This is a genomic window from Ochrobactrum sp. 19YEA23 (assembly GCF_029909865.1).
Lineage (GTDB): Bacteria > Pseudomonadota > Alphaproteobacteria > Rhizobiales > Rhizobiaceae > Brucella > Brucella gambitense.
The window spans coordinates 13,746-35,082 of record NZ_JASAMQ010000014.1; the positions used below are offsets into that span (position 1 = coordinate 13,746).

Genomic DNA, 21,337 nt, shown 5'->3' on the forward strand with positions numbered 1-21,337 from the left:
GGACACATAGCACCTGCGCATGAGGAGTCAATAAATGCGTGGCTTTTGGGCAATAAACTGTCTGCGACTAATCGTTTGAGTTCTGTGGAAAGCGGCATGGCAATCCCTTAAAAGCCATTTTTGCACCGATTAACGGTGCATGAAAGCTCATATGGACACCTCATTTGTTGCTTATCCGGCGGTCGATTATTACAATCTTTTCAAAGAGGCCTGTCCGGCAGACGCGATTCGATGCCGGTAAAAGGCGTCAGAAAGGACATGGATGGCACCCGAAGCGACCCTCAGGCACGTTTTGGAACGGCTGGAAAAAGCACTCAACACGCTCGAAGGCGCCGTTGATCTGCGGCTGGACAAGGAAGGCGATTTCGCCGAAGCCGAGGAAGAGGTGCAGCGCATGAATGCTGACCGCAGCCGTCTCGCTCAGGAACTCGACCAGTCCGAAGCCCGTGCTGAACGGCTTGAAGCTGCCAACCGCGAAGTTTCGCGGCGCCTTGTCACGGCGATGGAAACCATCCGCGCCGTTCTGGATCGATAGGAGGCTATCATAGCGACCGTTACCGTAACCATCGATGGCAAGGCTTATCGCATGGCGTGCGATGAGGGGCAGGAAGAGCACCTCAGCGGACTTGCCGACCGTTTCGATCAATATGTCACGCATCTCAAATCGTCTTTCGGAGAGATCGGCGATCTGCGCCTGACCGTCATGGCCGGGATCATGGTGATGGACGAGATGGCCGAAATGCAGAAGCGCATCAATGGTCTGGAGAGCGAAGTTGAAACGCTGCGCCGTGCGCGCGATGAAGCGCTTGGCCGCGCCGACAGCAACGATGCGGCGCTGACCGGCATGCTGTCGGATGTCGCATCGCGTCTGGAACAGGTGGCGTCGCGCATCGCGCCACGTGCCGGCTCGTAACACTCTTCTGAATTTTCTGAAAAGAATTCGTGGCGAAAGCTTGCGGACCACTGGCGCAGACCGTGACGAGCGACTATATTCACCAGCGGCGTACTGCGCTTCCCGACAGGTGTAACAGCATCCCCGGGGCCTTATTGATCTCTAAGGGAACTGTCCCTGTGAAGGCTTGCGGGCTTTCGCATATGGTGCCCACCTACTTTGTAGGTTCCCGGGATCAATCACTACCATCGGTTGTCGTGGTCGCCGCTTTCCTTTCATCTTGCAATGCTAATGCAAATTAAGCCCCCAAGGCTTGATCTGCTCTGCGCATTACCCGTAAACATGCGATAACGTTAAATTATTCGCATGTGCTGATGGAATCTCCCCAAGCTACACCTCCCCATACACCACGCCCCTTTGAAAGATTGTCGGTCGCCGTGCCGGTGGCTTTCGTCTATGGGCTGATTTTATACATGCTGATCTGGTCCGGCGTGGCCGACGACGCGATGCCGTTCTTTGCCGGTCTCATGCTGCTGCCGATGGCGGTGGCGAGCCTTGCGTCCAGTCTGGCGGATCCACGCGCCGAGAAAGACCTGTGGCGGCATGTCCGCATGGGTTGGGCCATCATCGGCGGGCTGGTTGTTGTCAGCATGGTGCTGTTCCATGAAGCGGGCATCTGCGTCGCCATGGCCGCGCCCTTCTTTGTGGTATTCTCGACACTCGGCTCGACATTGACGCTGTGGATCATCCGCAAGCTGCGCTCGCGCCGTTCGACGATGCTGGTGGTCGCCCTGCCGCTGGTTGTCTTTCCAGCCGAACTTCAAGTCTCCTACGCTCCGCATGATGGGGCAGTGACGACTGTGATCGACATTGCCGCACCGCCGGAAGTGGTGTGGAAGCAGACCGTCGAAATTCGCAATGTGCGCGCCGATGAACTGTCATGGACGTTTAGTCACGGTGTTCTGGGCGTCCCGCAGCCGGTTGATGCGCGCATCGAAGGCGAGGGCGTCGGCGCTGTGCGTCAGTTGCAGTGGACACGCGGGGTGAATTTTCAGGAGATCGTCACCCAGTGGGAAGAAAATCGCCTGCTGGCGTGGGATTTCCGTTTCGCGCCGGGCTCCATTCCCTCTGCCGTCGAAGCGCATATCAAGGTGAATAGCAGCTATCTGCAACTGGCCAATGGTGATTATCGGCTGGAACCTCTGCCGGATGGTCGCACTCGCCTGACACTGACCACGCATTATCGCATTGCCACGCCGATCGACTTCTATTGCGACCTCTGGGGCAAGGTGTTTCTCAACGATTTTCACGGCGTGGTGCTGAAGGTCATCCGTGATCGGTCGGAGCGGATTGCGGAGGCTGTCTGATCCATCACTTGACTGATCGTCTCATTGCGGTTCCACTGTTATAGTCGGATTATGCAAGCGGAGAGGTTTTGGGGATGGCAGCAACGAAACCGGAAGGCAGTCAGGAAAAGCAGGCGCTGCGACGTGCCGTGCTGGCCCGTCGCGACGCGCTGGATCCGCGCTTCCAGTATGAAGCGTCGCTATCTGCCGCGAAATACGGTGAAGAGGCGCTGGTCATTCCCAAGGGAACGCTTGTGGCGGGTTATTGGCCGATCCGCTCTGAAATCGATCCACGCCCGCTTCTGTCTGTCTTGCGCGGCAAGGGCGCAAGGCTCTGCCTGCCGGTGGTGCTGGACAAGGAAACGATTGCCTTTCGCGAATTTCTGCCCGATGCGCAGCTCGTGCAGACAGGTTTTGGCACCATGGGCCCCGATGCGCGCGCACCGCTGGTCGACCCGGTCATCATGCTGATGCCGCTTGCCGGTTTTGACCGACGCGGGCATCGCCTTGGTTATGGTGCTGGACATTATGATCGCGCGCTGGCGCGATTTGCCGAACGCGACTTGCAGCCGCTGCTTATCGGCATGGCCTATGACTGTCAGGAAGTGGAGCGTGTGCCCGATGAGCCGCACGATATCGCGCTCAATCAGATACTGACGGAGAGCGGCTTGCGTTCGCTGGGCGCAGGCTTATAAGGCTCATCTCATGAGATTGCTTTTTCTTGGTGACATGGTGGGCCGGTCGGGGCGCACGGCAGTTTATGAAAAGCTGCCGGGGCTGATTTCCGATCTGAAGCTGGACTTCGTGATCGTCAACGGTGAGAACGCCGCGGGCGGTTTTGGTATTACCGAAGAGATTTTCCATGAAACGATCCGCGCTGGCGCGGATGTCGTGACCACGGGCAATCACGTCTGGGATCAGCGCGAGGCGCTTGATTTTTCCAGGCGCGAGGATCGCTTCCTGCGTCCAGCCAATTTTCCGAAAGGAACGGCAGGCAAGGGCGAGGGGCTCTACATCGCCAAGAACGGCGCTCGCGTGCTCGTGTCCAATGTGATGGGTCGCGTCTTCATGCATCCCGATCTGGATGATCCGTTCATCGCGGCGGAAAAAATCCTCGAAGCCTGTCCGCTGGGCGAGCAGGCCGATGCCGTGTTCTTCGATTTCCATGCGGAAGCAACCAGCGAGAAGCAGTGCTTCGGCCATTTCGTTGATGGCCGCGCAAGTGCGGTCGTCGGAACGCATACGCATGTGCCGACCGCCGATTGCCAGATCCTGCGCAACGGCACGGCCTACATGTCGGATGCCGGCATGTGCGGCGATTACGATTCTTCGCTCGGTATGGACAAGGAAGAGCCGCTTAACCGCTTTCTGTCCAAGGTGCCGAAGGGACGTTTCGAGGCGGCCAACGGTCCAGCGACTGTCTGCGGCGTGGGTATCGAGATATCCGACCGCACCGGTCTTGCCGAAAAGGCAGCACCTCTGCGCATAGGCGCACGTCTGGAAGAAACCATTCCCGAATTCTGGCGCTAGAGCCGTTCCAGCGGTGTTTGAATCGTCGCAATCGCTCTAGCTGTTTGTTTTTGGCGCACATCTTATCCGAAAACCGCTCCGCACTTTTCGGGATGTGCTTTAGCCGACAATCGCAAAAGAATCGCGCACCTTGCCGGAGGCCGTTCTGACAGGGCGGTGCCCGATCCATTGGACGTGGCGGGCGAGAATGGCGGCGGCGTGGTCGATGTCGTTCTTGCGCAGGGCATCGAGAATGGCCCGGTGATCGTGATCGGTGCGCGCCTCCCACTCCGACCGCCAGGTCGCAAACAGAAACCGCGCGCTGGCCGCATGTAAGTCGTCAATGGCGGCAAGCAGGCGCGGCATCCGGCATGGCTCCAGAATGAGCCGGTGAAAGCGCCGGTTGGCGTCTTCCCAGCTACGCACATCCCGTGACTTGTCGCCGTCGAGCGTGGCGCGTTCCGCAGCGTCGAGCGTGGCGCGGGTGATGTGCGGGGCCGCGTGCCGCAAGGCCAGCACTTCAAGCGCTGCGCGCATTTCGGCGACTTCGCGAATCTCGCTAATGTCGAAGGATGCGACCCGCACGCCCCGGCGCGGCTCCGAAACGGCAAGCCCTTGCGCTTCCAGCCGCCGAAAGGCTTCGCGCACCGGCACATGGCTGGTCTGGAACTCTTCGGCGATGTGATCCTGCCGCAATTTGGTGCCCGGCTCGATTTCCCCTTCGATGATGCGATCGGCCAGAACACGGCTGATGCGGGCAGCGATGGTCTCGTTGGGGGCCTTTGGGGACGGGTCTTGCGGGCGTTGATTCATGATTTTATCGATAAGCTGCTTTGTCCCCCCGGTCGAGCATTATTGAATTTTTTGACAGGTACGGGCGTCGATCCGCGCTTTTGCTGGACGAATGGGGCTCAATTCCTTATAACGCCGCCATTCTGCACGGAAAGCATTGTGGCCGGACTTGCGGCCCCGCCTGCGTGATACTCTCTGCGTGAGATTGTCTGTTCATGCGTAACGCTCTTCCGTGCGCGTCGATTAGAACAGAACAGGGGTGCCATGGCTGGCCATTCACAGTTTAAGAACATCATGCATCGCAAGGGCCGTCAGGACGCCGTGCGGTCGAAAATGTTTTCCAAGCTCGGGCGCGAAATTACCGTCGCCGCCAAGCAGGGTCTGCCTGACCCATTGATGAACCCGCGCCTGCGTCTGGCGATCCAGAACGCCAAGGCGCAGTCGATGCCCAAGGACAACATCGAGCGCGCCATCAAGAAGGCTGCTGGCAACGACGGCGAAAACTATGATGAAGTGCGCTACGAGGGCCGCGGCCCGGGCGGCGTGATGGTCATCGTTGAAGCGCTGACCGACAACCGCAACCGTACCGCATCCAATGTGCGTGCAGCTTTCACCAAGTCGGGCGGTGCTCTGGGCGAAACCGGCTCTGCAGCATTCATGTTCGATCGCGTTGGCGAAATCGTTTACAAGTCTTCGGTCGGCGATGCTGACAAGGTCATGGAAGCGGCTATTGAAGCTGGCGCCGAAGACGTCCAGTCGGGCGAAGAAGAGCACGTCATCATCTGCGCTTTCGAAGATATCGGCGAAGTGTCGAAGGCTCTTGAAGCAGCTCTTGGCGAAGCCGAATCGATCAAGACGATCTGGAAGCCACAGACCAATACGGAGCTGGACGAAGAAAAGGCGCGCTCCGTTCTCAAGCTTCTCAATACGCTTGAAGACGATGACGACGTTCAGAACGTCTACACCAACTTCGAAGTCAGCGACGAAGTGATGGAAAAGCTGAGCGCCTGATTTTCAACGCTCACGGATTTTCGAAACTCCCGGCCAAAACCCAAGTTTGTCCGGGAGTTTTTTTGTGCCTGCGTCCGGCAAAATGCAGGTAATAAAAAACCCCGCCGAAGCGGGGTTCTTTGAATAGGTAACCCGGTATTAGATGCCGAGGTTGCCGAAACGGTTCTTGAACTTCGTAACGCGACCGCCGCGATCGAGCAGGGTCTGCGAACCGCCAGTCCAGGCCGGATGGGTGGTCGGGTCGATATCGAGGTTCATCGTATCGCCTTCTTTGCCCCAGGTCGAACGGGTCTGGTATTCGGTGCCATCGGTCATCACGACCTTGATGGTGTGGTAGTCGGGATGGATATTGGCTTTCATCTTCTCAATCCTGATAGTCTGGCCTGAAAGTCTGGAAGAAAAGCGCAGCCTGAATGTCCAAACTGCGGCACTTTCGCCCAATGGCATTTATGAAGACCCATCACACGCAGGTGATGGCTTCCAAAAGGGTTGCCGAGCCTATACATCAGGCGCACGGCAATAACAAGGGCACAATCTCAAGAATGGCCGATCATAATAATCCAACTGGTGTGAATCCGGAATTGAATGCAGATGAGGCGCGCAAGCGCCGTTCCCTCAAGCCTCTCCGGCGAATGGTTCCGTTCGTCGCCCGCTACAAGCGGCTGGTGATTGGCGCTCTTTTTTCGCTGGTTCTGGCTGCCGTCACGACGCTTGCGGTGCCTGTCGCACTGCGCCGCATGATCGACCACGGCTTCACCGGTGCCAACGCCGTTTTCGTGAACAATTATTTCGGAATGCTGGTGCTGCTGGCGCTGGTTCTCGCGGTTGCGTCGGGGCTGCGCTATTTCTTCGTGATCTCGCTGGGTGAGCGGGTCGTGGCCGATCTGCGCAATGCAGTCTTTGCGCATGTGACGGCGCTTTCACCGGAATTCTTCGACCGTTCGCAGTCCGGGGAAATCGTGTCGCGGCTTTCCGCCGATACGACGCAGATCAAGTCGGTGGTGGGCGCGACCGCGTCGGTGGCGCTGCGCAATGTCATTCTGGGCGTCGGCGCGCTGGCCATGATGGTTGTCACCAGCCCGAAACTGTCCGTGCTGGTGATTGCAGCCATTCCGGTGATCGTCGTGCCGCTGATCGCTTTTGGGCGCTCCGTGCGCCGTCGTTCGCGTTTGACGCAGGACATGCTCGCCAATGCCAATGCCTATGCCAGCGAGCAGATTGGCGCGATGCGCACCTTGCAGGCCTTCACCAATGAAAACATGGTGGTCGGGCGTTTTGCCCGTGCGGTGGAAAATGCCTATCTGGCAGCGCGCTCATCCATCAAAGCACGCGCGGTGCTGACGGCCTTCGCCATCTTCCTGATCTTCTCCAGCGTTGTTGCGGTGCTGTGGTTCGGCTCGCGCGATGTGCTGTCCGGCACCATATCGCCCGGCACGCTCGGTCAGTTTGTGCTCTATGCCGTCTTCGCGGCCAGCGCTTTCGGAGCCCTGTCGGAGGTTGGCGGTGAATTGGCGCAGGCTGCCGGAGCCACAGAGCGGCTTGCCGAAATTCTTGACGAAGATCCCGACATTTCCGCTCCACGCGATCCGGTCGCCTTGCCTGAGCCAGCGCGCGGCGAGATCGTCTTCGATGACGTTTATTTCTCTTATCCGACGCGCCCCGATGCGCCATCGCTGAATGGCGTGAGCTTTGCGGTCAAACCCGGCGAAACGGTCGCCATTGTTGGTCCGTCCGGTGCGGGAAAGAGCACGGTGTTTTCGCTGGTGATGCGTTATTACGATCCGCAGTCCGGCAAGGTGCTGATGGATGGCGTTGCCTTGCCGGAAGCCGATCCCGCAGCTGTGCGCGGGCGTGTGGCCATGGTCCCGCAGGACGTGGCGATTTTTGCCACCTCGATCCGGGACAATATCGGCTTCGGCAGACCGGGTGCCAGCGACGCGGAAATCGAGGCTGCGGCCAAGGCAGCATTGGCGCATGATTTTATCATGGCGCTCGCCAATGGATACGACACCGAAGTCGGTGAACGTGGCGTGACATTGTCCGGCGGCCAACGCCAGCGCATTGCCATTGCCCGCGCCATCCTGCGTGCTGCGCCGATCCTGCTGCTGGACGAGGCGACCTCGGCGCTCGATGCGGAAAGCGAAATGCTGGTGCAGAAGGCCCTTGATGGTCTGATGCAGGGCCGCACCACACTGGTGGTCGCACACCGTCTGGCAACGGTGCTGAAAGCCGACCGCATTCTTGTGCTGGATAAGGGCCGGATCGTCGAAGAAGGCACCCACCAGAGCCTTGTGGAACGCGGCGGCATCTATGCGCGTCTTGCGAAGCTGCAATTCGAGGCCGGGGCAGGGGTGTATTAATCAACCCAACGAGTTAGCAAAAAAGGGGCGTTTTTGCGCCCCTTTCTTTATCTCTCGGTCAGCTTCAGCTCGATACGACGGTTTCGGGCGCGTGCGTCCGGCGAATCCGAAGCTTCGAGCGGCTGGTATTCGCCGAAGCCTGCCGCAACGAGGCGGTTGGCCGGAACACCATTGGCGATCAGGAATTTGACGACCGACGTGGCGCGGGCTGAGGAAAGCTCCCAATTGTCGCGGAAGCGTCCGGTACCGGCGAGCGGCACATTGTCGGTGTGCCCGTCCACACGCAGCACCCAGTTGATATCGTCCGGGATTTCCTTGTTCAGTTCGATAACGGCGTCGGCGAGCTTCTTCATCTCCACTTCGCCAGCCGGATTGATATCCGACGATCCGGTCGGGAACAGCACTTCCGACTGAAAGACGAAACGGTCGCCGACAATGCGGATATTATCCTTGTCGGAGAGGATTTCACGCAGTCTTCCGAAGAAGTCGGAGCGATAGCGGTTCAGTTCCTGCACGCGCTGGGCCAGCGCCACATTGAGGCGCTTGCCGAGATCTGCAATCTTGGCGTTCGATTCGCGGTCGCGGCTTTCCGATGCGTTGAGCGCATCTTCCAGTGCTGCAATCTGTCGACGCAGGGCGGAAATCTGCTGGTTCAGCAGTTCCACCTGGCTGAGCGCCCGGGCGCTGACCTGCTTTTCCGCATCAAGACTATCAGACAGTTCACCGGCGCGCTTTTCAGCGGCTGCCCCAGCACCGCTGCCTTCACTCAGCAGCGTTTGCAGGCGAGAACGTTCGCTTTCCACGTTGGAAAGGGAGGCCTGCAGATTGGCGATGGTGTCCTGCATGTCCTGCGAATTGCTCTTCTCCAGCGACAAAAGCTGCGTCAGCTCCTGAATCTGGCTGTTGAGGCGCGCCAGCACGCTGTCCTTGTTGTTCACCTCTCGGCTGAGGAGAAACTGCGCCAGCACGAAGACCGTCAGCAGAAACATGATCGCCAGAAGCAGTGTGGTCAGCGCATCGACGAAGCCGGGCCAGTAGTCGACATGTCTTTGCTGGCGGCGGTTACGGGCAAGAGCCATGGGGCTTACTCCGCCTTGTCGCTTGGATGGGGATCGGTCCGGTCAGATTTGCGCTCATGGGTGCGGTCATGGGATGGCGTGCCGATAGCCTTGGAAAGCCGGTCGAGCGTCTGGCGTATGGCCTTTTGCTCGTCGGCCTGCTTTTCCACCCAGTCGCGCATGATCTGCTGTTCGCTGCGCATGCTTTTCACCAGCCCCTGAATACCCTCGGCCAGATTGGCAAGGGCTGCGGATGTGCGCTGGGTAGAGGCGTCGCTGCCCTGGGTTTTCAGCCGGTCGGCCAAAGCATGCAGTTCGCCTGTCTGGCCATTTTCAGCGTTCGGATCGGAACCAAGATCGGTAACGGAAGAAAGCCAGTTTTCCAGCTCTGTGTAGAAGCGATTCTGCGCACGACCTGCCTGCAGGTCGAGGAAGCCCAGAATGAGCGAACCCGACAGACCAAACAGCGAGGACGAGAAGGCGGTGCCCATGCCCGACAGCGGCGCCTGCAAACCAGCCTTCAGCGCATCCAGAACATCGCCCGTGCTGCCGGAGCTTGGGTCCAGTGTCTGGATGGTGCGCCCGATGGAGCCAACCGTTTCCAGCAGGCCCCAGAACGTGCCAAGCAGGCCGAGGAAAACCAGCAGCCCGATGAGATAGCGCGAGATGTCGCGGCTTTCATCAAGGCGTGTGGCGATGGAATCGAGGATCGATCGCATTGATGAGGTCGTTAGCGCCATGGACTGGCGACGCCCGATCAGCGCACGCATGGGCGCAAGCAGAACCGGCGGTTGGGTGGTGCCGTCGCGGTCGCCATCGCGGAAGGAGTTGACCCAGCGGATTTCCGGCAAGAGGCGCAGAACCTGCCCGAACGCCAGCAATATGCCGACCAGCAGGACGCCGAAAATGAGGCCGTTGAGGCCGGGATTGGTGACGAAGAATGTATGGATCTGCCGCATCAGCACCGCTGCCAGAAAGGCAACGATGATGAGGAAAATCACCATGGATAATATAACAATACGCGGGCTGCTCAGGCGATAGGGGTCATAATCGCGTCCCTCATCCAGACGTGTTCTCGTTTCCCTAAAGTCACTCATGCGTTCCGCTCCATCGTCGGCTGTTTGATGGGGAGCCTACTTCATAATTATGTGAAGCGGAATCGTCTGAGCAGGAAAAAATGAGCTGTAAAAAACTTCAGCGCGCCAATGGGCGCGCTGAATGCAGTTTATCGCAAAGAGGGATGATCCGGATCAGATCGGCTTCTTCAGCGTCTTGAGAAGTGCGGCCTGAATGGCTTCGTTGCCAGCAACAATGCTCTTCTTGTCGAACATGTCCTGTCCGCCGTCCTTGTCGGAGACAAAACCGCCAGCTTCACGGATCATCAGCATGCCTGCGCCGATGTCCCATGGGTTGACGCCCTCTTCCCAGAAGCCGTCAAGGCGACCGGCGGCGACAAAAGCGAGGTCGAGCGCGGCTGCACCCATGCGGCGCACACCGGCCGTTTCGGCCATGACATTGCGCAATTCAACCAGATAATGGCCGTGATGACCGCGGCCGAGATGCGGGATGCCGGTGCCAATCACGGTATCGACCAGCTTGTTGCGGGCTGCGACGCGCAGACGGCGATCATTGAGGAAAGCGCCGCCGCCGCGTTCGGCGGTGTAAAGCTCGTCCATGGCCGGATTGTAGATGACGCCGGCAACGATCTGTCCCTGACGCTCAAGAGCGATCGAGACTGCGAAAACCGGGATGCCGTGCAGGAAATTGGTTGTGCCATCAAGCGGATCGATCAGCCAGCGATGCTGTCCGTCCTTGGCTGCTACCTCGCCGGATTCTTCCATCAGGAAGCCGAAATCCGGGCGGGCGCGGCTCAATTCCGTGTAGATGATCTGTTCCGCTTTGCGGTCGGCCTGGCTGACATAGTCGCCGGGGCCCTTGAGGGATACCTGAAGATTCTGGACTTCGCCGAAGTCGCGGGCAAGGTTACGGCCAGCTTTCATAGCGGCCTGTACCATAACATTAAGAAGGGCTGAGCGGGCCATTTCTTTATCCTTTTTGGCATGATCCCACGGTTGTTCGAGAAGGCGTGGATATGAGCGTGGACCATGCAGTTAAACAGATCCTTGAAAATCCGGCCCATGTGCCAAACACATGCAAGCGCACAGACTTTCGAGGAATTGAGCAATCTGAGAAAGAACAGTCGCGGTTCAATGGCGACAAGCTGCGATGCCCGTTTGGGCATCGCAAAAGATCGGCGCTCGATTAAGCGCGGCTGACGTAGGTCAGTTCGTTGGTGTCGACGATCACGCGTTCACCGGAAGCGATGAATGGCGGAACGAGGATACGGATGCCGTTTTCAAGCACGGCAGGCTTGTAGGACGAAGCTGCGGTCTGGCCCTTGACGACCGGATCGGCTTCGGTGATCGCCAGCGTGACCTGATCCGGCAGACGAATGCCGATCGGCTTTTCTTCGTAAAGCTCGACGGTGACCATCATGCCGTCCTGAAGGAAAGCAGCGCGGTCGCCGACGAAATCCTTCTGGAGTTCGAGCTGTTCGTAGGATTCCGTGTCCATGAAAATCAGCGCTTCGCCCTGTTCATAGAGGAACGAGAAGTCCTTCTGCTCAAGGCGCACGCGCTCGACGGTTTCGGCAGCGCGGAAACGCTCGTTGAGCTTGGTGCCGGTGATGAGGTTCTTCAGTTCAACCTGATTGTAGGCGCCGCCCTTGCCGGGCTTGACAGCGTTGGTCTTGACGGCAACCCAGAGCCCGCCGTCATGTTCGATGACGTTGCCGGGACGGATTTCGTTACCATTGATCTTCATGAGCTTGATCCGGAATGAATTGAAACCAATTGCGGTCCGACGCATGACGACAGAAAGGCAACCGCCCGCTTTGTCACGGGGATTGCGTAAGCGTCTTATACTCGAACCACGATAATCGGCGTCTCCAAGACCACAAAACGGCGCTTTGTGCAAGCCTGAGCACGAAAAGAGAATCTTTTGGAGACGTAGAATCGTCAGAATTGCTAGCGCACGCGCAGATCGTTAGCCGTCTCGATAGCTTGTTTGATCTGGTCGTCACCCAGTCCGTCCATCAGATCGTTGAGGTCGGGCGAGCGAAAACCGGCACGCTGCGCAATGATATACCATGCCGCAGCCTTCACAGTATCGCCGTCGGTGCCGATCCCGTCGCGATAGAGACGGGCGAGCCAGACTTGCGCCATGACCATGCCGCGTCCGGCGGCAAGCTGCATCCAGCGGAAGCCCTGTTCATAATCCTTGTCGCCGCCACGGCCTTCAACCAGCCAGCGTCCGAGATCGAACTGGGCGGTGTCATAGCCCTTGCGTGCTGCAAGGATCAGATAGAAACGGGCCTTCTTGTCGTCGCGGGCGATCTTCTCTGTGCCATTGGCATAGATCTGGCTCAACGCATATTGGGCGTCGGCAAGCTTTTCATCAGCCGCTTTTTCAAACCACGGAAAGGCAAGATCGAGGCCGGGCTTGCCCGGATGCTTCACCATCAGCATCTGGCCCCAGTTGAACTGGGCCATGGCGTTGCCGCCTTCAGCTGCCTTTTCCATCAGGGCTTCGGCCTTGGCCTGATCCTTCTTGACATAAGTGCCCTGAAGCAACAGGGCCGCATAACGGAACTGCGCTTCGGTAATGCCGTTATCTGCGGCCTTGCCATACCATTCGGCTGCAAGTTTCTGATCGGCGGGAATGCCCATGCCGCGTGCATAGAGTTCAGCGATCAGCGCCTGCGATGCCGGATCGCCCTTTTCCGCTTGCGGTTTTGCGAGATTGAATGCGGTCAGATAAAGCCCGCGCTGAAAAGCGCCAAACGCCTCGTCAGCAGGCCTGTCGCCGAACCGGCTCAGATCGATCGACGGCATTGGAGCGGTCGTCGCAGGCTGCGGCAGCATAACGGGCTGTTTGGCGGGCTTGTCGCTCTTCTTGTCCTTGTGGGTGCCCTTGGCGCTGTCGTTCTGGCTCTTTGCAGGCTCGCCTGCGGCGGCCGCCGGCAGGGCAGGCAGCGCGAATGTCAAAGCGGCAGCGAGAAGAAGTTTGCTCTTCATGGGCATCAACAAGACCTTGGGAACCGAATCTGAAGGATTAGTTTTCAAAACGCGGCGCGTGTTCGTCGAGAAGCCGGTTGGCTTCCGCGACAGCTTTCGCCGGATCTTCCGCCTCGAATACGGCACGACCGAGCGCCACGAAATCCGCGCCGGTCTCGGCTGCGGGAATGACGCTCTCAAGCGTGTTTCCAGCCTGTGCAATGGAGGGAATTTCGACCATCTGCGCCCACCATTCGGCCAGCGCAAGATTGCGCGGATGCGCATCCGGCTTGTTGTCCGCACCGACCTTACCGAAGAAAATGTAATCAGGCTGCAATTCGCCGATTTCCATCGCGCCATGGCGGTCACGCAGATTGCCGGTGCCGACGATCATCTTCGGTGTGTGCTTTTCAATGGCGTCGGCGAGTTCAGCCGCCTTGCCTTCGATATGCACGCCATCGGCGCCGACGCGACCTGCAATGCGCGTATCGTTCAAAATAAGCGCGGCTGCGCCCTTTTCCTGAATGATCGGCACGGCCTTTGCAGCGGCGGCCTGAAAGGTTGCTTCATCCAGATCGCCGGTATCGAGAATCACGCTTGCGACATCACCACCGGAAAGCGCTTCCGTCAAAAGTCTGGCCAAAACCGCGCTATCGGCAATCGGCGGGGCAACCAGCACGATGCGGCAGCGTTCGGGTTCGGTTTTGGGGGCGGACTTGTTCATGGGGCGAAGCCTAACGAGAAAAACATGATGGAATTCGGGCAAGAGTGAAGTTCTGTTTATCCGAAACGGAAGCCGCGCTCTATCTAATTGTTTTGGCGCAACTATGCGCCTGGCTATTTGTTCCGGTGCATTTATGCACCCTATATTTGCTTAAGCGCATTTATGCGATCCGACAGACAGACGACAAGTCCTGTCTTTGCCGCGACAGTTCAGGCCGCGGGTTCAACGTCCGGTATGGCATTATGTTATCCACTGGAACGAAAGTTGATCGGAACCAACCCGGTTCTGCCGGGATTATTGCGTATATAGGTCCCATCAAACGTCGGGCAATGAACGTCCCGATGAAGCATGTGGCTTCTATCCGATCTCCCATTCGGAGAGCTGCAACTGAGAGATTGGAGAGTGTCGCGGTCCCAAGCGCCGGTGCTTTCCAGCAGAGACAGACAGGCTGGTAAATGACGATTGCGACCGCTAGAGAAGCGATGCCCGCGCAGAACGTGAAAGTGCGCGACACGCGCATTGACGTGTTCCGTGCGCTTGCGCTGTTGACCATTTTCATCAACCACGTGCCGGGCACCATCTACGAGCACTTCACGCACAAGAACCTTGGCTTCTCCGATTCGGCAGAAGCCTTCGTGCTGATATCCGGCATGGCTGTGGCATTGGCCTATGGCAGCAAGTTCGGCCCGGGCAACCGCCTTCTTCTGACATTGAAGATGTGGCGTCGCGCAGGCGTGCTTTATACCACCCATATCATGACGACCATGGCGACCATCGCCATCTTCGCTTCCGCCGCGATCTTCCTGAAGCGTTCCGAACTGCTCAAGGAAATCAATATCGAGCCGCTGCTCAAGCAGCCGGTGGAAGCCCTATTCGGTCTCGTGACGCTTGGTCATCAGCTGGGCTACAACAACATCCTGTCGATGTATGCCGTTATGCTGGTTCTGACGCCGCTCCTGCTTTTGCTGGCGCGCATCAGCCTGCCGCTGATGCTGGGCGTTTCGGGGATGGTCTGGTTCCTGTCCGGTCTTTATCAGGTCGCGCCGATCAATTATCCGACGGAGGGCGTCTGGTTCCTGAACCCGCTTTCCTGGCAGTTCCTGTTTGCCATTGGCATTGCGGGTGTGATGCATGTGCGCCGTGGCGGCCAGCTGCCGACGCATCCGGCCCTGATCGGCCTTGCCGTCGGCTATCTGGTGCTGGCGATGGCCTGGGTCCGCATTCCGCTCTGGGGCATTGATGCCTCGATGGGCATGCCGATGATCATTACCGGCTTCGACAAGACCTTCCTGTCGGGCCCGCGTCTCCTGCACATTCTGGCGATGGCCTATCTCATTGCCGTGGTGCCGACGCTGAACAATATCGCTCGCACCGCGCCGGATAATCCGCTGGCGATCCTCGGCAAGCATTCGCTCCCGGTCTTCATCGCAGGCACGCTGCTTGCCATGGTGGCGCAGGTCATGAAGCTGGTTAATCCGGGCGGTCTTCCCTATGACACACTGCTGATTGCAACCGGTATCGTGATGCAGTTCGCGCTGGCCTATTATCTGGAGTGGCTGCCCACCATCGGCTGGGGCAAGCAGGGTGCAGTCAAACCTGCCATCCCTGCCGCCGAGCCGGTCAAGGTTCAAGCGGCGACGAAACCCCAGCCTGCCATGCAGCGCTATTGATAATGAGCCGCCTTCGGGCGGCTTTTTTCTTTCTGCGCGGCCTGGGCCTGCTGGTATTTTCCACAGGGCGTGACCGAAATTAACCATTCATTAATCTTAAGAGGGTTTAATCATTTACATCCAGTTCGGCTGGATTCTTACCGAGTGGTTTAGCCACTCTGTTTGACGCCTCCCTGTTAAACTCCTGAGAGCCGCCATCGCGGCTCTTTTTTTGTGCCTGTAAGGCTCTGACGGCGTCTGTCACTGGCGTTTTGAACGCATGAGGGGAACCGGAAACCGGTTCGACCCGTTCTGCTTGCAGGGTCAATTAACCACCCCTTGAAAATGTTAACCGAACGTTAAACATAATCTTGCGCGACCGTGCATGAAGGTGCAGTTTATCGTGGACTTGTTTGATGTGACTGTTCCGTCCGGACGTCCCGCGTGGTCGAACGGCGGTTCAGTATTTTTCAGTCGCGTTCATCCTCCAGTGGATGCGATCAACGGAATGGGCCGCCGATGCAGGCGGTCATGCAGGGTGACAGAGCAGTGATTAGCGAACAGAGACAGGTGCCGAGCAATATGATCAGCCTCGCCGAGCGCATGGTCTTCTCGGATTCGTTCAAGCCGATCTACAGCCAGGGCATGGATATGGTCGAGGAAGCGGCGAGCTATCTCGACGGCGAAGGCCGTGAAGAAGCGCGCAATCTGTCACGGATTGCTGCGACGCTTTATGCCGCCGAATCGATGCGTCTCACCACCCGTCTGATGCAGATCGCTTCCTGGCTTCTGCTGCAGCGTGCTGCCCGCAACGGCGAGATGAACCGCCAGCAGGTGTCTGCCGAAAAGGCCAAGGTGCGTCTCGACACGCCATCGGCTGGTGAAGGCGCTCCGGGCTGGAGCGAGCTGCCTGCCGCCTTTGCCGAATTGGTGGAGCGCTCAATGCGTCTGCAGGCGCGTGTGCGCCGCATGGACCGCGAAGTCTATGGCGATGTGGTTTCCCTGCAGGCCAATCCGCACGGCAACCCGGTTTCCGAACAGATTGTGTTGCTCAAGACGGCTTTCGGCGCTTCTTAAGGGCCGCTGATATTTAGGCTCTGACGGCCTGCAAATGGCGTTCTTTTCCGCTTCCGGTGCTCACGTACCTTATGTACGCTGCGCGCCGGTTCTCAAAGCCCACCATTTTCGGCGCGTCATAACCAAAATCTGCGCTGTCCCGTCCATGCTTTCGGCGCATGTTTCTCTTTTGTTCACTTTTCTGCTGTCAAGTGAATCCGTCTGAGGATAGGGTTCGCTTATGAAAGAAACGATTCGCATTATTGGCATCGATCCGGGCCTGCGCCGCACGGGGTGGGGCATTGTCGAATCGCTGGGCAATTCACTGCACTTCATCGGCTCGGGCACGGTGACGTCGAACGCCGAGATGGATCTCGCTTCACGTCTTTGCCAGCTGCATGAGGGGCTTTCCAAAGTTCTGCATGAATTCATGCCGCATGAGGCGGCGGTCGAGCATACCTTCGTCAACAAGGATGCGACGGCAACACTCAAGCTCGGCCAGGCGCGCGGCATTGCCTTGCTCGCTCCTGCGCAGGCGGGGCTGCCGGTGGCGGAATATGCGCCGAATGCTGTCAAGAAGGCGGTAATCGGTGTCGGTCACGGTGAAAAGCAACAGATACACATGATGGTCAAAGTGCTGATGCCGCGTGCGTCGTTCGATACGAGCGACGCCGCTGATGCGTTGGCCATCGCCATTTGCCATGCGCATCATCGTCAGAGCATTGTAAGCGCCCGCCGTATGCAGGCGTTGTTAGCGGGGTAGGACCAGAATGATCGGCAAGCTTAAGGGCGTGATCGATGAAATTGCCGATGACCATGCCGTCATCGAGGTGCATGGCGTTGGCTATGTGGCGTTCTGTTCGCCGCGCACGCTGGGCAATCTCGGCGGCGCGGGCGAGGCGGCCATCCTGTTTATCGAAACCTATGTCCGTGAGGACATGATCCGCCTTTACGGTTTTGCCAATCAGCTTGAACGCGAATGGTTCCGCCTGTTGCAGAACGTGCAGGGCGTCGGCGCCAAGGTCGCGCTGGCGGTTCTCGGCACATTGTCTCCATCGGAACTGGCCAATGCAATTGCGCTGCGAGACATCGCCATGGTGTCGCGTACGCCGGGCGTCGGCAAGAAAGTGGCGGAGCGCATCGTCACCGAATTGAAGAACAAGGCTCCGGCCTTTGCCGGTGAGGCAAGCGGCACCATCGGGCTCAAGCAGGAGCTTGGAGCCGGTGCAGCCCCGGCTCCCGTCGCGGATGCCGTGTCGGCGCTTTCCAATCTCGGTTACTCGCGAGATCAGGCGGCGAATGCCGTTGCGGCTGCGCTGAAAGAGGCGGGCGAGGATGCCGATTCGGCCAAGCTGATCCGTCTTGGTTTGAAGGAATTGTCGCGGTGAGAGCCTGTTCCAAAAGTCGCCATGCCGGTCTGCAAATGGCGTTTTTCTGCGTTCCGGTGCTCATGTACGTTAAGTACATTGCGCTCCGGTACTCGAAAACCACCATTTTCGCCACGGCCTGCCACTTTTTGATTCAGGCTTTGAGCAACTTGCCTGAACATGAGGTTCATGCGAGGAGGAGGACATGAGCGACCGCAACCCTCTCATTGATGCCGACAGACGCGTAGACGAAGACAATACGCTGCGTCCGCAAATGCTCGACGATTTCGTTGGGCAGGCGGCGGCGCGCGCCAATCTCAAGGTCTTCATTGAAGCGGCCAAGGTGCGTGGCGAGGCGCTGGATCATGTGCTGTTCGTTGGCCCTCCCGGTCTCGGCAAGACAACGCTGGCCCAGATCATGGCCAAGGAACTGGGCGTCAACTTCCGCTCCACCTCTGGTCCGGTTATCGCCAAGGCTGGCGATCTGGCGGCATTGCTGACCAATCTTGAAGAGCGCGACGTGCTCTTCATCGATGAAATTCATCGTCTCAGCCCGGCAGTGGAAGAAATTCTCTATCCGGCGATGGAAGATTTCCAGCTCGATCTGATCATCGGTGAAGGCCCGGCGGCGCGTTCGGTGAAGATCGATCTTGCGAAGTTCACGCTGGTTGCGGCGACGACGCGCCTTGGTCTCCTGACCACGCCATTGCGTGACCGCTTCGGCATTCCTGTGCGGCTCAATTTCTATACGGTCGAGGAACTGGAATATATTGTGCGCCGTGGCGCGCGCATCATGCAGATGGGTATTTCGCCGGAGGGTGCGCTGGAAGTCGCGCGGCGTTCGCGGGGCACACCACGTATCGCCGGACGCCTGTTGCGCCGCGTGCGCGATTTCGCGCTGGTCGCCGGTAGCGATGTCATCGACCGCAAGATCGCTGATGAAGCGTTGTCGCGGCTTGAAGTGGACAATCGCGGCCTCGACCAGCTTGACCGGCGTTACCTCAATATTATCGCGCGCAATTTCGGTGGCGGTCCGGTCGGGATCGAAACCATAGCGGCAGGGCTTTCCGAGCCGCGTGATGCGATTGAAGACATTATCGAACCCTATCTCATCCAGCAGGGCTTTCTGCAGCGCACGCCGCGCGGTCGCGTTCTGACGGCGATTGCATGGCAGCATCTGGGATTGCCTGCGCCAGCGGAAATCATCCAGCAGGCGCAATTCGGCCTCTTCATGGAAGACAATGACTAAGACTATCGGGACTGATCGAAACGAACATGCGGCGCTTGAAGCCGTATCGGGTGCGCTGAAAGACGGGGCGCATCACCTTTATGCGCGCATCTATTATGCCGACACGGATTTTTCCGGCTTTGTCTATCACGGGCGCTATCTGGAATTTTACGAGCGCGGACGCACCGATTTCCTGCGCTTGCAGGATGTACATCATATCGAGCTTGCCGAAGGTTCGCTCGGCGAGGAAATGGTCTGGGTCGTGCGGCGCATGGAGATCGATTACAAGTCTCCGGCCCGAATGGACGATCTCATCCTGATTGAAACGCGCGTCAGCGAAATTCGCGGCGCACGGGTCATCATGGCGCAGAAGATCACTTGCGACGGCCGCTTGCTTTCGGAAGCGAAAGTGGAAGCGGTGATGATCACCAAGGAAGGCCACCCGCGCCGGATACCGGATGAGTGGCGCGAGGCTTTCACGAAGGAAAGCTGATTTGCTCGCCCCCAAGAATTGAGGGCTTGCCTGTCGCGTTTATTTTTAAGCGCAGGCTCATTAGATGGCCGATTTTGACATCTTGGGCCGATATAGATGCAAATGCTAACGCATCTTTAACCATAATCTTCGATTAATCATCCTGACGGAATCGGTTGAAGGGCTGGCTGCAAGCGCAGCGCCTTCCTTTCACCAAAATTAACCGTAACAAGCGCCGTAGGGATTTAAAGTTGCAAATCCGGCATGTGTGCTTTGGGGCGGTTGTGATGCGAGTGTGTGTATGTCCTGCCTGGATATGCAAACAGCGCGCGAAGCAGTTTCGGGAAAAGTGCCAAGCGTTTTTCCTGGCCGAACTGCATCGAACAAGACGTAAAGCTGCGCAGATTTGGGTCACCCGTGTCGAGCGGCGATCTGTGACGATTTGCGATGCCGCCCGGTCCCGTGCCGGGCGTTTGGATTCAAAAACAGGATATTTCCAGCAGAAGTACGAAACGGCTCTGCGGATGGAAATGCCTAAAGACAGAGAAGGTTGGGGTCAGCGGTCCGGGTGTCGGACTGGCAAGAGCCTCGAAACGGTGGATCGATGGAAAATGTTGCGTTAGCGGCCCCCGCCGCCGATGTTACCCTCTGGGGCCTGTTCATGCAGGCAAACTGGGTGGTCAAGCTGGTCATGCTGGGTTTGCTTGGCGCTTCGGTCTGGACATGGGCTATCGTCGTGGACAAGGTGATTGCCTATAGCCGCGCGCGCCGCGCCATCGACCGCTTCGAACAGGCTTTCTGGTCGGGCCAGTCTCTGGAAGAACTCTATCGCAATCTCGGCGAACGCCGCACCACCGGCATGGCGTCGATCTTCATGGCGGCCATGCGCGAATGGAAAAAATCCTTCGAGAAGGGTGCACGCTCCCCCATCGGTCTGCAGATGCGTATCGACAAGGCGATGGATGTCGCGCTGGCGCGTGAAGGCGAAAAGATGGAATCGCGCCTGGGCTTCCTTGCCACCATCGGGTCAGCTGCACCGTTTATCGGTCTGTTCGGTACGGTTGTCGGTATCATGACCTCGTTCCAGGCCATCGCTGCGTCCAAGAATACCAGCCTTGCGGTTGTGGCACCGGGTATTGCGGAAGCCCTTCTGGCGACGGCCATCGGTCTTCTGGCCGCTATTCCGGCCGTTATCGCCTACAACAAACTTTCGTCCGATGCGGGCAAGATTGGTGGACGGCTCGAGGGCTTTGCGGACGAGTTTTCCGCCATACTGTCGCGCCAAATTGATGAGAAGCTGACGCCGCGCAGTTGAGCGCCTTCCAGCGAATACGGCAAATCGAGCTTTCGGGAATCTTGCAATGGGCATGTCGGTAGGAAATGGAATGCAGTCGGGCGGACGCCGCAGGCGTGGTCGCAAGAAGGCATTGATGAGTGAAATCAACGTTACGCCGTTCGTCGACGTGATGCTGGTGCTGCTCATCATCTTCATGGTCTCTGCGCCACTTCTGACAGTCGGCGTGCCGATTGACCTGCCGGATACGCAGGCCAAGGCGATGAACGCCGATACGCAGCCGATCACGGTTTCGGTCAGCAATGAAGGCAAGATCTATCTGCAGGAAACCGAAATTCCGATCGAAGAGGTCGTGCCGAAGCTTCAGGCCATTTCCAAGACGGGCTATGAGGAGCGCATTTTCGTGCGCGGTGACAAGGCTGCCGATTACGGCACCGTCATGAAGGTCATGGCCCGCATTTCCGCCGCCGGTTTCAAGAATATCGGCCTTGTGACCCTCCAGGAGCAGGATAGCTGACGCCATC

At 58.3% G+C, this 21,337-nt stretch carries 23 protein-coding genes, 1 other RNA gene and 1 pseudogene; 17 read left to right on the top strand and 8 right to left on the bottom strand.

Features of this window, described 5'->3' with window-relative positions; translation table 11 throughout:
- The first annotated feature begins 262 nt into the window (after window positions 1–262).
- The 6 genes from QBD01_RS23345 to QBD01_RS23370 all read left to right on the top strand — a co-directional run bounded on the left by QBD01_RS23345 (window position 263) and on the right by QBD01_RS23370 (window position 3,768).
- Window positions 263–535, top strand: a complete 273-nt coding sequence (locus QBD01_RS23345) for a DUF4164 domain-containing protein (RefSeq protein WP_078339498.1) — start codon at window positions 263–265, stop codon at window positions 533–535.
- Window positions 536–544: 9 nt separating this feature from the next.
- Window positions 545–913, top strand: a complete 369-nt coding sequence (locus QBD01_RS23350; RefSeq protein ID WP_078339497.1) for a cell division protein ZapA — start codon at window positions 545–547, stop codon at window positions 911–913.
- Between the two features lie 87 nt (window positions 914–1,000).
- A non-coding RNA gene (gene ssrS, locus QBD01_RS23355) (6S RNA) lies at window positions 1,001–1,159 on the top strand.
- A gap of 107 nt (window positions 1,160–1,266) precedes the next feature.
- Window positions 1,267–2,259, top strand: a complete 993-nt coding sequence (locus QBD01_RS23360; protein WP_280994743.1) for an SRPBCC family protein — start codon at window positions 1,267–1,269, stop codon at window positions 2,257–2,259.
- Between the two features lie 74 nt (window positions 2,260–2,333).
- Window positions 2,334–2,933, top strand: coding sequence for a 5-formyltetrahydrofolate cyclo-ligase (locus QBD01_RS23365; RefSeq protein WP_280994744.1), 600 nt, complete (start codon window positions 2,334–2,336; stop codon window positions 2,931–2,933).
- Between the two features lie 10 nt (window positions 2,934–2,943).
- Complete coding sequence (locus QBD01_RS23370) at window positions 2,944–3,768, top strand: TIGR00282 family metallophosphoesterase (protein WP_182521678.1); 825 nt, start codon at window positions 2,944–2,946, stop codon at window positions 3,766–3,768.
- A gap of 99 nt (window positions 3,769–3,867) precedes the next feature.
- Here QBD01_RS23370 and QBD01_RS23375 read toward each other — a convergent pair whose 3' ends face one another.
- Window positions 3,868–4,560: a GntR family transcriptional regulator gene (locus QBD01_RS23375; protein ID WP_078339493.1), complete on the bottom strand. Its 693-nt coding sequence runs from the start codon at window positions 4,558–4,560 to the stop codon at window positions 3,868–3,870.
- Window positions 4,561–4,803: 243 nt separating this feature from the next.
- Here QBD01_RS23375 and QBD01_RS23380 point away from each other — a divergent pair, with 243 nt between their 5' ends.
- On the top strand, window positions 4,804–5,550 hold the full coding sequence (locus tag QBD01_RS23380) for a YebC/PmpR family DNA-binding transcriptional regulator (RefSeq protein WP_280994745.1): 747 nt from the start codon (window positions 4,804–4,806) through the stop codon (window positions 5,548–5,550).
- Between the two features lie 138 nt (window positions 5,551–5,688).
- Here QBD01_RS23380 and rpmE read toward each other — a convergent pair whose 3' ends face one another.
- Window positions 5,689–5,910: a 50S ribosomal protein L31 gene (rpmE, locus tag QBD01_RS23385; protein ID WP_078339491.1), complete on the bottom strand. Its 222-nt coding sequence runs from the start codon at window positions 5,908–5,910 to the stop codon at window positions 5,689–5,691.
- An 80-nt stretch (window positions 5,911–5,990) separates the two neighbouring features.
- Between rpmE and QBD01_RS23390 the strand changes: the two genes are divergently transcribed.
- Window positions 5,991–7,910, top strand: coding sequence for an ABC transporter transmembrane domain-containing protein (locus QBD01_RS23390; RefSeq protein ID WP_280994746.1), 1,920 nt, complete (start codon window positions 5,991–5,993; stop codon window positions 7,908–7,910).
- A 47-nt stretch (window positions 7,911–7,957) separates the two neighbouring features.
- Here QBD01_RS23390 and QBD01_RS23395 read toward each other — a convergent pair whose 3' ends face one another.
- From QBD01_RS23395 to QBD01_RS23420, 6 genes are all read right to left on the bottom strand, one after another.
- Window positions 7,958–8,989: a peptidoglycan -binding protein gene (locus QBD01_RS23395; protein WP_280994747.1), complete on the bottom strand. Its 1,032-nt coding sequence runs from the start codon at window positions 8,987–8,989 to the stop codon at window positions 7,958–7,960.
- A gap of 5 nt (window positions 8,990–8,994) precedes the next feature.
- Window positions 8,995–10,065 carry a MotA/TolQ/ExbB proton channel family protein gene (locus QBD01_RS23400; protein WP_280994748.1) on the bottom strand — a complete coding sequence of 357 codons (1,071 nt, stop codon included), beginning with the start codon at window positions 10,063–10,065 and terminating at the stop codon, window positions 8,995–8,997.
- Between the two features lie 153 nt (window positions 10,066–10,218).
- The gene (locus tag QBD01_RS23405) at window positions 10,219–11,010 is read right to left on the bottom strand and encodes an inositol monophosphatase family protein (protein WP_280994749.1); all 792 of its coding nucleotides are present in this window, start codon (window positions 11,008–11,010) and stop codon (window positions 10,219–10,221) included.
- 220 nt (window positions 11,011–11,230) lie between these two features.
- Entirely contained in the window at window positions 11,231–11,791 is a 561-nt protein-coding gene (gene efp / locus QBD01_RS23410; protein ID WP_109369753.1) for an elongation factor P, read from the bottom strand.
- Window positions 11,792–11,994: 203 nt separating this feature from the next.
- Window positions 11,995–13,044, bottom strand: coding sequence for a tetratricopeptide repeat protein (locus tag QBD01_RS23415; protein ID WP_280994750.1), 1,050 nt, complete (start codon window positions 13,042–13,044; stop codon window positions 11,995–11,997).
- Window positions 13,045–13,081: 37 nt separating this feature from the next.
- Window positions 13,082–13,747: a thiamine phosphate synthase gene (locus tag QBD01_RS23420; protein WP_182521672.1), complete on the bottom strand. Its 666-nt coding sequence runs from the start codon at window positions 13,745–13,747 to the stop codon at window positions 13,082–13,084.
- Window positions 13,748–14,229: 482 nt separating this feature from the next.
- Here QBD01_RS23420 and QBD01_RS23425 point away from each other — a divergent pair, with 482 nt between their 5' ends.
- From QBD01_RS23425 to tolR, 9 genes and pseudogenes are all read left to right on the top strand, one after another.
- Window positions 14,230–15,417 carry an OpgC family protein gene (locus QBD01_RS23425; protein ID WP_280994794.1) on the top strand — a complete coding sequence of 396 codons (1,188 nt, stop codon included), beginning with the start codon at window positions 14,230–14,232 and terminating at the stop codon, window positions 15,415–15,417.
- Window positions 15,418–15,966: 549 nt separating this feature from the next.
- On the top strand, window positions 15,967–16,473 hold the full coding sequence (locus QBD01_RS23430) for a DUF1465 family protein (protein WP_078339585.1): 507 nt from the start codon (window positions 15,967–15,969) through the stop codon (window positions 16,471–16,473).
- Window positions 16,474–16,693: 220 nt separating this feature from the next.
- Complete coding sequence (gene ruvC / locus QBD01_RS23435; protein ID WP_002964793.1) at window positions 16,694–17,215, top strand: crossover junction endodeoxyribonuclease RuvC; 522 nt, start codon at window positions 16,694–16,696, stop codon at window positions 17,213–17,215.
- A gap of 7 nt (window positions 17,216–17,222) precedes the next feature.
- Window positions 17,223–17,840, top strand: a complete 618-nt coding sequence (ruvA, locus tag QBD01_RS23440) for a Holliday junction branch migration protein RuvA (protein ID WP_280994751.1) — start codon at window positions 17,223–17,225, stop codon at window positions 17,838–17,840.
- Window positions 17,841–17,875: 35 nt separating this feature from the next.
- A pseudogene (locus QBD01_RS23445) lies at window positions 17,876–17,983 on the top strand (flagellar basal body P-ring protein FlgI); the annotation flags it as partial.
- A gap of 41 nt (window positions 17,984–18,024) precedes the next feature.
- Entirely contained in the window at window positions 18,025–19,068 is a 1,044-nt protein-coding gene (ruvB, locus tag QBD01_RS23450) for a Holliday junction branch migration DNA helicase RuvB (protein ID WP_182521670.1), read from the top strand.
- Window positions 19,061–19,540 (top strand): YbgC/FadM family acyl-CoA thioesterase, encoded by a 480-nt coding sequence (locus tag QBD01_RS23455; protein WP_280994752.1) that lies wholly within the window; start codon window positions 19,061–19,063, stop codon window positions 19,538–19,540. The genes ruvB and QBD01_RS23455 overlap by 8 nt, the downstream gene beginning before the upstream one ends.
- A 583-nt stretch (window positions 19,541–20,123) precedes the next feature.
- A complete protein-coding gene (gene tolQ / locus QBD01_RS23460; protein WP_182521668.1) occupies window positions 20,124–20,834 on the top strand; it encodes a protein TolQ in 711 nt (236 codons plus the stop codon).
- 46 nt (window positions 20,835–20,880) lie between these two features.
- On the top strand, window positions 20,881–21,330 hold the full coding sequence (tolR, locus tag QBD01_RS23465; RefSeq protein WP_078339479.1) for a protein TolR: 450 nt from the start codon (window positions 20,881–20,883) through the stop codon (window positions 21,328–21,330).
- The last annotated feature ends 7 nt before the right edge of the window (window positions 21,331–21,337 follow it).

Coding starts and splice junctions, on each gene's coding strand:
- ruvB (WP_182521670.1), top strand. CDS start 18,025: ATGAGCGACCGCAACCCTCTCATTGATGCCGACAGACGCGTAGACGAA.
- QBD01_RS23360 (WP_280994743.1), top strand. CDS start 1,267: ATGGAATCTCCCCAAGCTACACCTCCCCATACACCACGCCCCTTTGAA.
- QBD01_RS23365 (WP_280994744.1), top strand. CDS start 2,334: ATGGCAGCAACGAAACCGGAAGGCAGTCAGGAAAAGCAGGCGCTGCGA.
- efp (WP_109369753.1), bottom strand. CDS start 11,791: ATGAAGATCAATGGTAACGAAATCCGTCCCGGCAACGTCATCGAACAT.
- rpmE (WP_078339491.1), bottom strand. CDS start 5,910: ATGAAAGCCAATATCCATCCCGACTACCACACCATCAAGGTCGTGATG.
- QBD01_RS23380 (WP_280994745.1), top strand. CDS start 4,804: ATGGCTGGCCATTCACAGTTTAAGAACATCATGCATCGCAAGGGCCGT.
- ruvC (WP_002964793.1), top strand. CDS start 16,694: ATGAAAGAAACGATTCGCATTATTGGCATCGATCCGGGCCTGCGCCGC.
- QBD01_RS23415 (WP_280994750.1), bottom strand. CDS start 13,044: ATGAAGAGCAAACTTCTTCTCGCTGCCGCTTTGACATTCGCGCTGCCT.
- QBD01_RS23425 (WP_280994794.1), top strand. CDS start 14,230: ATGCCCGCGCAGAACGTGAAAGTGCGCGACACGCGCATTGACGTGTTC.
- tolQ (WP_182521668.1), top strand. CDS start 20,124: ATGGAAAATGTTGCGTTAGCGGCCCCCGCCGCCGATGTTACCCTCTGG.
- QBD01_RS23390 (WP_280994746.1), top strand. CDS start 5,991: ATGGCATTTATGAAGACCCATCACACGCAGGTGATGGCTTCCAAAAGG.
- QBD01_RS23405 (WP_280994749.1), bottom strand. CDS start 11,010: ATGGCCCGCTCAGCCCTTCTTAATGTTATGGTACAGGCCGCTATGAAA.
- QBD01_RS23375 (WP_078339493.1), bottom strand. CDS start 4,560: ATGAATCAACGCCCGCAAGACCCGTCCCCAAAGGCCCCCAACGAGACC.
- QBD01_RS23395 (WP_280994747.1), bottom strand. CDS start 8,989: ATGGCTCTTGCCCGTAACCGCCGCCAGCAAAGACATGTCGACTACTGG.
- QBD01_RS23400 (WP_280994748.1), bottom strand. CDS start 10,065: ATGAGTGACTTTAGGGAAACGAGAACACGTCTGGATGAGGGACGCGAT.
- QBD01_RS23420 (WP_182521672.1), bottom strand. CDS start 13,747: ATGAACAAGTCCGCCCCCAAAACCGAACCCGAACGCTGCCGCATCGTG.
- QBD01_RS23455 (WP_280994752.1), top strand. CDS start 19,061: ATGACTAAGACTATCGGGACTGATCGAAACGAACATGCGGCGCTTGAA.
- QBD01_RS23370 (WP_182521678.1), top strand. CDS start 2,944: ATGAGATTGCTTTTTCTTGGTGACATGGTGGGCCGGTCGGGGCGCACG.
- tolR (WP_078339479.1), top strand. CDS start 20,881: ATGGGCATGTCGGTAGGAAATGGAATGCAGTCGGGCGGACGCCGCAGG.
- ruvA (WP_280994751.1), top strand. CDS start 17,223: ATGATCGGCAAGCTTAAGGGCGTGATCGATGAAATTGCCGATGACCAT.
- QBD01_RS23345 (WP_078339498.1), top strand. CDS start 263: ATGGCACCCGAAGCGACCCTCAGGCACGTTTTGGAACGGCTGGAAAAA.